Source organism: Micromonospora purpureochromogenes, assembly GCF_900091515.1.
In the GTDB taxonomy this organism is placed as follows: domain Bacteria; phylum Actinomycetota; class Actinomycetes; order Mycobacteriales; family Micromonosporaceae; genus Micromonospora; species Micromonospora purpureochromogenes.
This window is the reverse complement of the sequence record NZ_LT607410.1, coordinates 1,276,231-1,288,666: the sequence shown is the minus strand read 5'-3', so window position 1 is coordinate 1,288,666 and position 12,436 is coordinate 1,276,231. Positions and strand designations below refer to the sequence as shown.

Sequence of the window (12,436 nt, the reverse complement as noted above, 5' to 3'; positions counted from 1 at the left end):
TGGGGACCTTCCGCCACCGCGAGCCGTCTCGGTGGGCGCGGCTCGCGGCGGCGCTTCGGTCGGGGTGCGGCAGCGGTGGCGGTCAGCGCTCGGCGAGGCCGGCGCGGGCGGCGACCGCGGTGTCGGGCTGGTCGGCGAAGACGCCGTCCAGGCCGAGGCCGTAGAAGAGCTCGTACTCGGCGGTGATGTCGCCGCGGGCGTTCGGGTCGGCACCGATCCGGAAGTCGGCCGGGAGGAACTGGTTCTCGGCGCGGAAGGTCCAGGCGTGCACCACCAGTCGCTCGCGGTGCGCGTCCCGGACGACCGTGGTCGGCGCGCGCAGCTTGCCGGTGGCGTCGCGGGGCACGATCAGGTTCTTGTTCAGGCCGACACCGTCGGCGTAGCCGGCGATCCACGCCAGCCCCGCCGGGGTGGCCAGGTCGGCGTAGGTGCGGGCGTCGCCGGCGGCGGTGAAGTCGTACGGGCGACCGGCGGCGTCCAGGAGCTGCACCAGCGGCACGTCGATCAGCGCGTCCAGCTTGCGCAGGTTGGCGGTCTCGAAGGACTGCACGAAGACCGGGTCGTTCCGGTGGGTCAGCCCGTTCCTGCGCAGGACCGCGACGAGCGGCTCCTCCAGCGGCAGCCCGATGGCGGCGAAGTAGCTGGAGTGCTTGGTCTCCGGGTAGACGCCGACGGTCCGACCCCGCTGACGGCTCTCGGTGCGGGCCAGGTCGATGACCTCCTGGAACGTCGGCACCTCGAACCGGCCGTCGAAGCTGGTGTTCGCCACCCGGACCTGCGGCAGCCGCTCCTTGGCGCGCAGGGTCTTCAGCTCGGCGAGGGTGAAGTCCTCGGTGAACCAGCCGGTGACGGCGACGCCATCGATGGTCCGGGTGGCCTTGCGGCCGGCGAACTCCGGCCGGGTCGACACATCGGTCGTACCCGAGATCTCGTTCTCGTGCCGGGCGACCAGCACGCCGTCCTTCGTCGAGACCAGGTCCGGCTCGATGTAGTCGGCGCCCATCCGGATCGCCAGCCGGTAGGCCTCCAAGGTGTGCTCGGGGCGGTAGCCGCTCGCACCGCGGTGGCCGATCACGATGGGCCGGTGGCTGGCCCGGTCCCGGCCGGCCTGGTCCGCGCGGTCGGTGTCGTCCTCGCGGGCCGACGCCGAGCCGGGGACAGCGACGGCCACCCCGAGCAGGGCGGCGGCCAGGCCGAGGGCGGAAAGGGTACGTCGCAACGCCGTCTCCTGTCGTCGATTGGTCGCCGCCCAGCAGACCGGTCCGGGCTGACCGCCAGTTGGTCGGCGACTGACCAGCCGGTGAACCCTGCGGGATACGCCATTCACCGACCCGCAGATGCCCGGAACCGGAAGATTGTCTGGTGCGCCGGTTCCTTCGTCACCCCGTCCGGCTGGTGCCGCTCGGCTTCCTGGTGGCGATCGCGATCGGCACCGGCCTGCTGATGCTGCCCTGGGCGACCAGCGAGGAGCGCAACACCCCGCTGGTCACGGCGCTGTTCACCGCGACCTCCGCCGTGTCGGTCACCGGCATGGCCGTCAACGACACCCCGAACTACTGGAACGGGTTCGGGCTGGCGATGATCACCGTGCTCACCCAGATCGGTGGCCTGGGCATCCTCACCGGCGCGGCCCTGATCAGCCTCGCGGTGTCCAGGGAGCTCGGGCTGCGCAACCGGCTGCTGGTCCAGGCCGAGACGGCCGAGTACGGCGTCGGCGACGTCCGCTGGCTGCTGGCGCGCATCGCCACCACGGTGGTGGTCACCGAGGCGCTGATGACCCTGGTCGTCAGCGGGCGGCTCTGGTTGACCTACGGCTACCGGCCCGGCCGGGCGCTCTGGTTCGGCACCTTCCATTCGATCCAGGCCTTCAACAACGGAGGTTTCACGCTCTACTCCGACGGTCTGCTCGCCTTCTCCCGGGATCCCTGGGTGGCGCTGCCGCTGGCAATCGGCGCGATCATCGGTGGCCTCGGCTTTCCCGCCCTGTTCGAGGCGGCCCGGCACTGGCGCCGCCCGGCCCGCTGGGCGGTCGCCACCAAGCTGACCATCTGGGGCAGCGTGGTGCTGGTGGCGGGCGGCTTCCTCGCCCTGCTGCTCGCCGAGTGGAACAACCCTCGCACCATCGGCACGTACGACGCGCCCGGCAAGGTGCTCGCCGCGTTCACGCAGATCACCCTCAGCCGCACCGGCGGCTTCGACGTGATCAACATCGAGTGGCTGAGCGAGGAGAGCTATCCCCTGCTCATCGCCCTGATGTTCATCGGCGGTGGCAGCGCCAGCACCGCCGGGGGCATCAAGGTCTCCACGTTCTTCCTGCTCGCCTTCGTGATCTGGGCCGAGGTGCGCGGCGAGCCCGATGTCGTGGTGGGCCGGCGGCGGGTGGTCGGGGCGAGCCAGCGGCAGGCGCTCACGGTGGCGCTGCTCAGCGTCGCGCTGGTGGTCATCGGCACGGTCGGGCTGATCCTGATCACCGAAGGGGTCCGGTTCAACGAGTCGCTCTTCGAGGTGACCTCCGCCTTCAGCACCACCGGCCTGTCGGTGGGGCTCACCCCGAAACTGCCCGAGCTGGGCCAGTACGTGCTGACCGTCCTGATGTACATCGGCCGGGTCGGGCCACTCACCCTCGGTTCGGCGATCGCGTTGAACACCCGGCGCCGGCTGTACCGCTACGCGAAGGAGCAACCCATTGTCGGCTAGAGGAACGAGCGACGGTGGCATCGCCGTGATCGGGCTGGGCCGGTTCGGCTGTCACCTGGCCGGCGCGCTGACCCGACTGGGCCACGAGGTGCTCGCCGTTGACCGGAGCTCCGAACAGGTCCAACGCTGGGCGCCGTACCTGGAACGGGTGGTGCAGGCGGACGCGACCGAGGAGGACGCGCTGCGCCAACTGGGCCTGGCCGACTTCCGGCGGGTGGTGGTGGCGATCGGCGTGTCGCTGGACGCGAGCGTCCTCACCGTCCTGGCGCTGACCGAGATCGGCGTGCCGCAGATCTGGGCCCGGGCCACCTCGGACAAGCACGCGAGGATCCTCGCCTCGGTCGGCGCCCACCACGTGATCTTCCCCGAGGCGGAGACCGGGGAACGGGTGGCGCACCTGATCGTCAGCCGGATGCTCGACTTCATCGAGTTCGGCGACGACTTCGCCATCGCCAAGGTGCCGGTGCCGCCCTCCCTGGTCGGCCGGTCGCTGCGCGACCTGACCCCCGAGCGCTACGGCGTGCTGGTGGTCGGCGCGAAGCTCCCCGAGGAACGCTTCCGGTACGCCACCGCGGACACCGTGCTCAGCAAGGGCACCGTGTTGATCGTCGAGGGGACGATCGGTCAGGTGCAGCAGTTCGCCAACCTCGGCTGACCGGTCACTTCCCGGTGCGCCTACCGCCCTTCGCCGCCGCTACCTCCCGCCTTTTCCCTTGGTGTCACCTGACGCCTTGCCCTTTCCGGAGGTGCCGGACTTCGCCTTCGACGTGCCGGACCCACCGGTGCCCGAGGACTTGACCGTGGTCTTCGCCGGCGGCTTCTTCGTCGTCGCCTTCGGCGGCGCCTTCGTGGCCGGGGCGGTGGGCGGCATCGCCCCGGCCACCCCGGAGACCCGTACGCCGCAGGCGTTCTCGCCGATCTTGAACTCCAGCGGCAGCGGGTTGCCGCCGTCGTACCGGCCGGACAGCGCGATCTTCTCGGAGGCCCCCGGCGCCAACGACTCCCGACCGGCGGCCGGGCCCACCCGGACCGTCCGGCCCTCCTGCCGCACCGTCGGGCCGGGGGCGGTGAGCGTCTGCTGGCCGGGGAAGGCGAAGCTCATCGTCCAGTCCCGCAGCTCGCGAGTACCGGTGTTGGTGAGGGTGAGCTGGGCGGCGAAGTCCTTGCCGGAGTCGCTGCGCAGCGCGTACTCGACGTCGCAGGTGCTCGGCTGCTCCAGGCCCATCCGCGCCTCGGTGGGCTGGTCGATCCCACCGCTGGCCGGGGTCTTGGAGGTCATTCCCCACATCGCCGCGGTGACCGCGACCAGGCCGGCGGCGGCCACCCCGGCCTCCACCCGGCGCCGCCGGGTCGCCACCCGACGGCTGCGGGTCCGACCGGAGAAGATCGCGTCGGTGTCGGCCGACCAGGGCAGGATCGTGGTGCCGGCGCTGGCCAGCAGCGCCGGGTCGAGCGTGCCGGGCGCCGGGGAGACCGGTACGGCCGCGATCATCCCGGCCGCCTCGGCCAGGGTACGGGCCAGCTCGGCGGTGGCCGGCCGGTCCTCCGGGCACTTGGCCAGGCAGCGCTGCGCCAGCTCGGCCACCTCGTCGGGCAGCCCCGGCACCTCCGGCATCGGCTCCGGGTCGTTGTACATGTGCGCCCGCAGCATCTCGGTGGTGGTGCTGGCCCGCCACGGCAGCCGGCCGGTCAGCATCCGGTAGAGCAGCAGCCCGACGGCGTACACGTCGGTGGCCGGCGAGACCTGGCCGTTGTCCAGCCGCTCCGGCGCCAGGTAGGCGGGGGTGCCCAGCAGGGCGCCGTCCGGGCCCTTCTCGCTCTCCCCCACCAGCGCGGAGATGCCGAAGTCGACGACCTTCACCCCGTTCGGGGTCAGCATGACGTTGCCGGGGGTGACGTCCCGGTGGACCACGCCCCGGGCGTGCGCGGTGGCCAGCGCCGAGGTGACCTCGGCGGCGATGGTGACCGCCTCGCGCCAGGCCAACTTCCCGTCCCGGCCGAGCCGCGCGGTCAGCGGGGCGCCGTCGACCAGCTCCATCACGACGTACGGCACCGTCAGGCCGACCTGCTCGGACTCGCCGTAGTCGTACACGTTGGTGATGTTGGGGTGGCAGAGCCGCGCGGCGGCCTGGGCCTCGACCCGGATCCGGTGCCGGAAGGCCTTGTCGCTGGCCAGCCGGGAAGCGAGCACCTTCACCGCGACCTGCCGACCGAGCACCTCGTCGTAGCCACGCCACACCACGGACATGCCACCCGCGCCCAGCTGCTCGATCAACCGGTACCGCTCACCCAGCAGCTGCGCGCCGTTCCGGATTCCACCACCCATGGTCGGACGTGTTGCCCGGGAAGGACCCCGCTACACCTCGCTGGTCGTAATCGGTCAGCGGATTCACCCGATCAGGCTGTCGCGAGCAGTTGGTCCACCGGCGCGTAGTCGTCGGTCAGGACCAGCGCGTCGTCGACGAAGGCGGCCAGCTCCCCGCCGGCCAGCAGGTCCGGCACCGCGTTGAGGCGGCCCAGCCGCTGGGTGAGCGCGTCCACCGGCAGCGGCGCGTCCGAGGCGACGATGAGGAAGTTGGCACCCTGCTGACCGGCGATCGCGGCGGCCGGGGCGACCAGCGCGACGTGGCGGAACTCGGCGGCGACCGTGGCCAGTTCACTGCGGATGAAGCGGCCCGGCGGATAGTCGATGACGTTCTGCACGTACATCCCGCCGGGCCGGAGCACCCGGCGGACCTCGGCGGCCATCTCCCGGGTGGCCAGGTGCCAGGGCACCACCAGGTGGCCGAAGGCGTCCCCGACCACGAAGTCGCGGCTGTCGGTGGGCTCGCCGCCGACCAGCATCCGGGCGTCACCCACCACCGCGCGCAGCCCCGGCCCCGGCCGTACGCCCAGCAGCCGCCGGTCCAGCTCGACCAGCTCACCGTCGATCTCGAAGACCACATTGTCGGTGCCGGGGCGGGTGGCGCTCAGGTAGCGCGGCATGGTGAAGCCGCCCCCGCCCAGGTGCAGCGCGTCCAGCGGCCGCCCCGCCGGCGCGACCACGTCCGCCGCCGCGCCGATCCACTGCGTGTAGCCGTACTCCAGGTGGGTGGGGTCGGCCAGGTCCACGTACGAGTGCTCGGCGGAGTTGAGGTAGAGCACCCGCCCACTGGCCCGCGACGGGTCGTCGGCCACCCGCGCGCAGTGGTACGCGGTCTCCACGTCGCACGGGTTCGGGGCGACCGCGCTGAGCCCCGCCCCGAGCAGTCCGAGCACCGCGAGGCTGGTCTTGGTCCGGGCCGCGCCGGGCAGCCCGCCGCCCTCCTGCCGGCGCAGGTGGAACCCGAGCGCGAGGCCGGTGACCCCGAGCAGCACCGCCAGCGCGATCAGGATGACCGTGCTGGGCAGCGCCGCCACCAGCACGAAGCCGGTGACCAGGGTGGCGGTGATGCCGCCCAGCGTGCCGATGCCGGAGAGCCGCCCGACCACCTGCCCGGTGCGGCGCAGGTCGGCCAGTTGCAGCTTCACCACCAGCGGGGTGACCGCCGCGAGCAGGGCCGCCGGGACGAAGACGGCGAGCGCGGTGAGCAGCAGGATGGCGCTGGCCGCGCCGCCGCGCAGCACCTCACCGGCGTACCGGACCACCGGCAGGGTGATCGCCGTGGCGATGCCGGCCAGCACCAGCGCCGGGGCCAGCAGGCCGCGCGGGTCCCGCCGGTCGGCCAGCCAACCGCCCGTCCACGCCCCGTACGCGATGGCGGCCAACGCGATGCCGATCACCGAGCTGGTGACCTGGAGGGTCACCCCGACGTACGGGCCGACCAGGCGGAGCGAGACCGTCTCCAGCACCAGCACGGCACCGCTGGAGAGGAAGACCAGGAACGCGGCGAGCCCGTTGGGCAGCGCGCGGGCGGTGGTGGGACCGGCGGGCGCCGGGTTGACCACGACGTCGGACGATGAGCTGCTCACCGTCGCGATGGTACGCAGCGTTCCTGGCGCTCCGGGTCAGTACATCGAAAGATGAACATGGTTTGTGTGGTCGGCGGCCGGGCTCCCGGAGCCGCTGTACGACCGCCAGCCGGTGTTCGGCATCCAGATCTGCCGGTACCAGATCACGTAGAGCACGCCGAGTCGGCTGGCGTTGTTCTTGAAGTAGTTGGCCAGGCTGTCGCCGTACGCCTTGTCCCCGCCGGTGGCCGAGACGTTCTCGAACCCGCCGGTGGCGGCGGCGAAGTCGCAGGCGCGGCCCTTGGGGTGCTCACCGTCGCCGCCGCTGCGGAAGCAGGAGACGTACCGCTTGTAGCCGGCGGCCTGGGCCTGCTGGAGGGCGTGCAGCGTGCGGGGGGTGATGCAGCCGTCGGTGGTGGGGTCGTTGACCGAGCAGGACTCCGACGGCCAGGACCCGTCCGAGTTGCGCGGCGCCGGGCTCGCCGACCGCGATCCGCCGCTGAAGCCGGAACTCGTGCCGGAGCTGACCGTGGCGAGCGCCCGCTCGGCGTCCCGCTTCCGCTTGGCCAGCGCGGCGAGCTGCTTCTGCTGCTCGCGCACCTCGTTGTCGATGGCCGCCTTGGCCTGCGCGGCGGCCTGCTTGGCCTCGCTCAGCTCGCGCAGCCGCTTGGCGTCCCGCTGGCCCATCACGTCCAGCTCGGCGGCGCGTTGTAGCAGTGCCTGCGGGCTGGCGCTGTTGAGCAGCGCCGAGGCGGTGCTCAACCGACCCAGCCGGTACGACTGCGCGGCGACCTCGCCGACCTGGGCGTTCAGCCCGACCAGCCGCCCCTCGACCGACTTCAGCTCCCCGGTCAGGGCGGCCTGGCGACGCTTGGAGTTGTCCAGCTTCGCCTTGGCCTCGATGTGGCCCTTGGCGGCGGCCTCCAACGCCTCACGGAGCTTCTTGGTGCCGCCCTCGTTCGGCTCGGCGGCGGCCGGCACGGCGCCGGCGCCGAGCAGCAGCGCCACGACGGCGAGCAGCACGATCAGCGGCCGGCGGGCGGCCGGCCTGGTGAGGCTGGTCCTCGGCACGACAGTGTCCTTCCTCGGCCGCCAGGGGGACGGCGGCGCGGCGGCGGCCCCGCCGGCTGGCGAACGGACGGCCTGCGGGCGGCGACCGCCGGACACGATACCGGACCCAGGCCGGTTGACCAGGCCCGCAACCGCCGAAGGCATAGATCGTCGACGCAGCGTCCCGACGTGGTCGCACAGCGCCGCGACACGCCGCACAACGCGCTCAAGAGGGTCGGTCAGCCGCCGAGGAGGGCGTCGCGGACCTCGTGCCAGGTCCGCTCGTCGGCCGCGACCAGCAACCCCTTGTCGTCGTCGGCCGGGTGGTACTCGGCGCCGTCGAACCGGCGGGCCACCCCGCCGGCCTCCCGCACCAGCAGCACCCCGGGGGCGTGGTCCCAGGGCAGGGTCCGCCAGAAGAGCACGAACTGCTGGTCGCCGGTGAGCAGGTCGAGGTACTCCCGCCCGGCGCAGTGCTGCCCGACCAGCAGTTCGCCGATCCGCGCCCCGCCCGCCTCGGCGGTCCGCCGGGCCTCCGGCGGCAGGAACCGGGTCATCGCGGTGCCGCGCAACGCGCCGAGCGGCGGTACGCCGTCGGCGGTGCGCACCGGCCGGCCGTCGAGCAGGGTGCCCTCTCCGGCGACGGCCACCGCCAGCGTCTCCGCCAGCGGGTCGAGCACCCAGGCGGCGGCCAGCTCGCCGTCGGTGAGCAGCGCGACCATCAGCGCGAACGGGCGTCGGCCGGCGGCGAAGTTGCCGGTGCCGTCGACCGGGTCGACCACCCAGACGTCGCCGTCGCCGCGCAGGTGGCGCAGCAGGGACGGGTCGTCGGCGACCGCCTCCTCGCCGACGACGACCGAACCCGGCCGCAGCCGGCGCAGCGCGGCGGAGATCTTCTCCTCCGCCCGCCGGTCGGCCACCGTGACCAGGTCGCCGGGGGCCTTCTCGGCGACGTCGCCGTCGTCCAGCCGGCGGAACAGGGGCAGCACGACCTCGGCCGCGGTCTCCCGCAGCAGCTCGCCGACGTCGTCCCGCAGCCGGTCAGCCACGCGGCGGGAGCTTGACCACGCTGACGAAGAACTCGTCGATCTGCCGGACCACCGAGATGAAACGCTCGAAGTCGACCGGCTTGGTCACGTAGGCGTTGGCGTGCAGCTGGTAGCTGCGCAGGATGTCCTCGTCGGCCTGAGAGGTGGTGAGCACCACGACCGGGATGCGGCGGAGCTGCTCGTCCTCCTTGATCTCCTCCAGCACCGCGCGGCCGTCCCGGCGGGGCAGGTTCAGATCGAGCAGGATCAGGTCCGGCGTCACCGCGTCGCCGTACGGGCCCTCGCGGCGCAGGTAGGCCAGCGCCTCGGCGCCGTCGGAGACGACGGTGAGCCGGTTGCGCAGCTTGTGCTCCTCGAACGCCTCCTGCGTCATCAACACGTCACCCGGGTCGTCCTCGACCAGCAGGACCTCGATCGGGCTCTTGCCGTCCGCTGGCGCGGTCATCTCACCGTCTCCTTCATGCCACCCGTTGTACCGTGCTCCGGCGCCGCCTCGGGCGTGTCTGCGCCCGCCGGGCCGTCCGGCTGCCGGCCCACGGTCGGCGCGGAGGTCTCCGGCTCACCGTCGGCGTCGGTGTCGACCACCGCTGTCGGGTCGTCCCGGGCCGGCTCCTCGTCGGTGACCGCCTCGGCCTCCGCCGCCGCGCGGGCCGCCTCGGCCTCCGCCGCCGCGCGGGCCGCCTCGGCCTCCGCCGCCGCGCGGGCCGCCTCGACGTCCTCGGGCAGCGCCGGCAGGGTGAAGCGGATCGCGGTGCCCTCGTCGGTGGCGGTGTCCACCCAGACCCGGCCACCGTGGTACTCCACGATCTTCTTGACGATCGCCAGGCCGATGCCGGTACCCGGGTACGCGTCCTTGGCGTGGAGCCGCTGGAAGATCACGAAGATCTTGTCGGCGAACTCCGGCTCGATCCCGATGCCGTTGTCCTGGCAGGTGATCTCCCAGTCGTCGTCGACGAGCCGGGCGGAGACGTGCACCTTCGGCGTGACATCCGGGCGGCGGAACTTGATCGAGTTGCTGACGAGGTTGGCCAGCAGGTTGGTCAGCAGCGGTTCCTCGCCGCGGATCACCGGCATCTCGTCCCAGGTCAGCTCGGCGTCGGCGTACTGGCGGGCGGCCTCGGTCTGCCCGGCCACGTCGCCCATCACCTTGTCGAGGTCGACCTCGGTGAAGCCGGTGGTGAGCCGGCCGATCCGGGAGAAGGCCAGCAGGTCGTTGATCAGGCGCTGCATCCGCTGCGCGCCGTCGACGGCGAAGGCGATGTACTGGTCGGCCCGCTCGTCGAGCTGGCCGGCGTAGCGGCGCTGCAGCAGTTGGCAGAAGCTCGCCACCTTGCGCAGCGGCTCCTGCAGGTCGTGCGAGGCCACGTACGCGAACTGCTCCAGGTCGCGGTTGGAGCGGGTCAGCTCCTCGGCCTGCTTCTGGAGCTGGCTGTTGACCCACTCGATGCTCTCGCGCGCCTCGCGCACCTCGGCGAGTTCCCGGGCGATCTTCTGCCGCATCGCGTCCACGTCGCCGGCGAGCTGTTGGAACTCCGGTGGGCCGGACCCGGTGATGCGGTGCTGGTAGTCGCCCTCGGCGACCTCCCGTACCTGCTCGGCCAGCCCGGTCAGCGGCTTGATCACCATCCGGTCCAGCGACAGCAGCAGCACCGAGCCGGCCACCGCCACCACCACCGCCGCGACGATCAGCAGGACCACCAGGATGTTGCTGCTCTGGTAGACCTTGTCCGCCGTACGCTGCCGCTCGTCGAGGATCTCGGCCTGCAGCGCGCCGGCCGAGGCCCGGATCCCGTCGAACTGCTGCCGCGCCTGGTCGGTGATGAGCGCCTGGCTGGCCACCGTGCCGTCCCGCTCGGTCGTGGTGATCACCGGCTGGGCGACGGCGCTGCGCCAGTCGGCCGCCTGCTGCTCCACCACCGCCAACGCCCGCTGGATGTCCGGATAGTCACCGATCAGCGCGTTCATCTTGCTGACGGTGTCCCGCTCCTGCTGGAGGCCGCTGTCGTACGGGGCGAGGTCGGCGCGGTCGGCGCTGACCGCGTACCCCCGGACGGCGGTCTCCTGGTCGAGCAGGGCGTTGAGCAGTTCCTGGCCCTGCACCCGCAGCGGACCGGTCTTCACCAGCACCGCGTCCATGTTCTGCCGGGTCTTGGTGGCCAGCGCGGCCTCGGCCGCGGCGAGCCCGAGCAGCAGCACCACGACCACGGTGAGCAGCAAACTCACCCGCCGGCGCAGCGTCCACCCCGGGCGGTACGAATTCACCGGCCACCGCCGCGAGTGACCAGCAGCATGGCGACGTCGTCGGCGAGGGGACCACCGTTGATCTGCTCGGCCCGGCCGACCAGCCAGGCCGGCAGCTCGGCCAGCGGCACCGCCTGGTTGGCCGGCTCCTCCAGCAGGCCGGCCAGCCCCGGCACGTCCAACCGGTCGTCGCCGTCGCCCACCCGTCCCTCGATCAGGCCGTCGGTGTACATCAACAGGGACCAGTCATCGGTGTCGAACTCCAGGTCGAACGCTACGGGTCGGCGGGGTCGTACCCCGAGGAGCAGGCCACCGCGCGCCGGGACCGGCGCGACCTTGCCCCCGGAGAGCAGCAGCGGCGGCGGGTGTCCGGCCAGCCGGACGGTGGCCCGGTTGCCGTCCAGGTCCAGCCGGACCGTGGCGACGGTGGCGAAGATCTCCTGAAGGCGGCGCTCGCTCATCAGCACCTGTTCCAGGGCGGGCAGCACATCGTCGTCGGCGACCCCGGCCAGGATCAGCGCCCGCCAGGCGACCCGCAACTCGACACCGAGCGCGGCCTCGTCCACACCGTGCCCGCAGACGTCGCCGACGATCAGGTCGACCCGGTCGGGCCGGGTCTGCACGACATCGAAGAAATCCCCACCGATCAGGGCGGCGTGCCGGCCGGGACGGTAGAAGGTGTGCACCGACACCTCGTCGGTGCTCATCAGCGGCTGGGGCAGCAGGCCGCGCTCCAGGCGGGCGGACTCGGCCTGGCGCAGCTCGACCTCGCGCAGCCGCCGGGCGTTCTCGTCGGCCCGCTTGCGTTCCACCGCGTAGCGCAGCGCGCGGGTCAGCAGGACGCCGTCGACCTGCCCCTTGACCAGGTAGTCCTGGGCGCCCTCGGCGACCGCGACGATGCCCAGGTGCTCGTCTGAGCGGCCGGTCAGCACGCAGACCGCCGCGCCGCTGGACATCTCCAGCACCTTGCGCAGGCCGTCCAGGCCCTGGGCGTCGGGCAGCCCGAGGTCGAGCAGCACGCAGTCGACGCCGGCCACCCGCTGCCGGGCCTCGCTGAGGCTGGTGGCGATCAGCAGGTCGATCATGGAGTTGGTCTCGGCGAGCAGCTCACTCACCAGGAAGGCGTCGCCCTCGTCGTCCTCGACCAGCAGAACCCGCAGCCGCTCGCCGGGCGGCAGGTTGGGGTTCGGCCCGAGGCCCCCCTGCGGGTACGGCGCCACGGAGGGACCGGCCATGCCGATCCCCCGGTGCGGCCGGGCCACCGCCGCGAGACGCGGGAGTTCGCTGGTGATGTCGGGCTCCTTCCGAGTGCCCCGCTGATCCTGTATTAGACAACGGTCGCACACAACACGGCCGTGTCGGCGCGGGCGTACCTGGGCAAGACCGTCACACGGACAGCGGTCGGGCGGGAAGGAGCGTTACGGGAGGCCCCGGGGTGTCGCGGCTCACCCCCGGCGCGGTGCAGGATG

10 protein-coding genes are annotated in these 12,436 nt (G+C 72.6%); 2 read left to right on the top strand and 8 right to left on the bottom strand.

The annotated features are described in order from the left end of the window. Positions 1-82 precede the first annotated feature (82 nt). Positions 83-1,219 carry a glycerophosphodiester phosphodiesterase gene (locus GA0074696_RS05980; RefSeq protein WP_088960177.1) on the bottom strand — a complete coding sequence of 379 codons (1,137 nt, stop codon included), beginning with the start codon at positions 1,217-1,219 and terminating at the stop codon, positions 83-85. 143 nt (positions 1,220-1,362) lie between these two features. On the opposite strand from GA0074696_RS05980, the gene GA0074696_RS05975 reads away from it, so the two are divergent. Both GA0074696_RS05975 and GA0074696_RS05970 read left to right on the top strand, forming a co-directional pair. Continuing rightward, positions 1,363-2,697: a TrkH family potassium uptake protein gene (locus GA0074696_RS05975; protein ID WP_088960176.1), complete on the top strand. Its 1,335-nt coding sequence runs from the start codon at positions 1,363-1,365 to the stop codon at positions 2,695-2,697. Beyond that, positions 2,687-3,352, top strand: a complete 666-nt coding sequence (locus GA0074696_RS05970; protein ID WP_088960175.1) for a potassium channel family protein — start codon at positions 2,687-2,689, stop codon at positions 3,350-3,352. The genes GA0074696_RS05975 and GA0074696_RS05970 overlap by 11 nt, the downstream gene beginning before the upstream one ends. Positions 3,353-3,391: 39 nt before the next feature. Here the strand turns inward: GA0074696_RS05970 and GA0074696_RS05965 are convergent, their stop codons facing one another. The 7 genes from GA0074696_RS05965 to GA0074696_RS05935 form a co-directional block, all read right to left on the bottom strand. Continuing rightward, complete coding sequence (locus GA0074696_RS05965; RefSeq protein ID WP_088960174.1) at positions 3,392-5,023, bottom strand: serine/threonine-protein kinase; 1,632 nt, start codon at positions 5,021-5,023, stop codon at positions 3,392-3,394. A gap of 71 nt (positions 5,024-5,094) precedes the next feature. Next, a complete protein-coding gene (locus GA0074696_RS05960) occupies positions 5,095-6,648 on the bottom strand; it encodes a fused MFS/spermidine synthase (protein ID WP_088960173.1) in 1,554 nt (517 codons plus the stop codon). Positions 6,649-6,684: 36 nt separating this feature from the next. Beyond that, positions 6,685-7,647 carry a coiled-coil domain-containing protein gene (locus GA0074696_RS05955; protein ID WP_407940597.1) on the bottom strand — a complete coding sequence of 321 codons (963 nt, stop codon included), beginning with the start codon at positions 7,645-7,647 and terminating at the stop codon, positions 6,685-6,687. A 269-nt stretch (positions 7,648-7,916) separates the two neighbouring features. Further along, positions 7,917-8,726, bottom strand: coding sequence for an inositol monophosphatase family protein (locus tag GA0074696_RS05950; protein WP_088960171.1), 810 nt, complete (start codon positions 8,724-8,726; stop codon positions 7,917-7,919). After that, the gene (locus GA0074696_RS05945) at positions 8,719-9,171 is read right to left on the bottom strand and encodes a response regulator (protein ID WP_088960170.1); all 453 of its coding nucleotides are present in this window, start codon (positions 9,169-9,171) and stop codon (positions 8,719-8,721) included. The genes GA0074696_RS05950 and GA0074696_RS05945 overlap by 8 nt, the downstream gene beginning before the upstream one ends. Continuing rightward, a complete protein-coding gene (locus GA0074696_RS05940; RefSeq protein WP_088960169.1) occupies positions 9,168-10,988 on the bottom strand; it encodes a sensor histidine kinase in 1,821 nt (606 codons plus the stop codon). Before GA0074696_RS05940 ends, GA0074696_RS05945 begins: the two co-directional genes overlap by 4 nt. Continuing rightward, positions 10,985-12,202, bottom strand: a complete 1,218-nt coding sequence (locus GA0074696_RS05935; protein ID WP_088964382.1) for a PP2C family protein-serine/threonine phosphatase — start codon at positions 12,200-12,202, stop codon at positions 10,985-10,987. Before GA0074696_RS05935 ends, GA0074696_RS05940 begins: the two co-directional genes overlap by 4 nt. Between the last annotated feature and the right edge of the window lie 234 nt (positions 12,203-12,436).

Bases quoted from the DNA above. Each gene is read 5' to 3' on its own strand.
- GA0074696_RS05945 (WP_088960170.1), bottom strand. From the start codon at position 9,171: ATGACCGCGCCAGCGGACGGCAAGAGCCCGATCGAGGTCCTGCTGGTC.
- GA0074696_RS05935 (WP_088964382.1), bottom strand. From the start codon at position 12,202: ATGGCCGGTCCCTCCGTGGCGCCGTACCCGCAGGGGGGCCTCGGGCCG.
- GA0074696_RS05965 (WP_088960174.1), bottom strand. From the start codon at position 5,023: ATGGGTGGTGGAATCCGGAACGGCGCGCAGCTGCTGGGTGAGCGGTAC.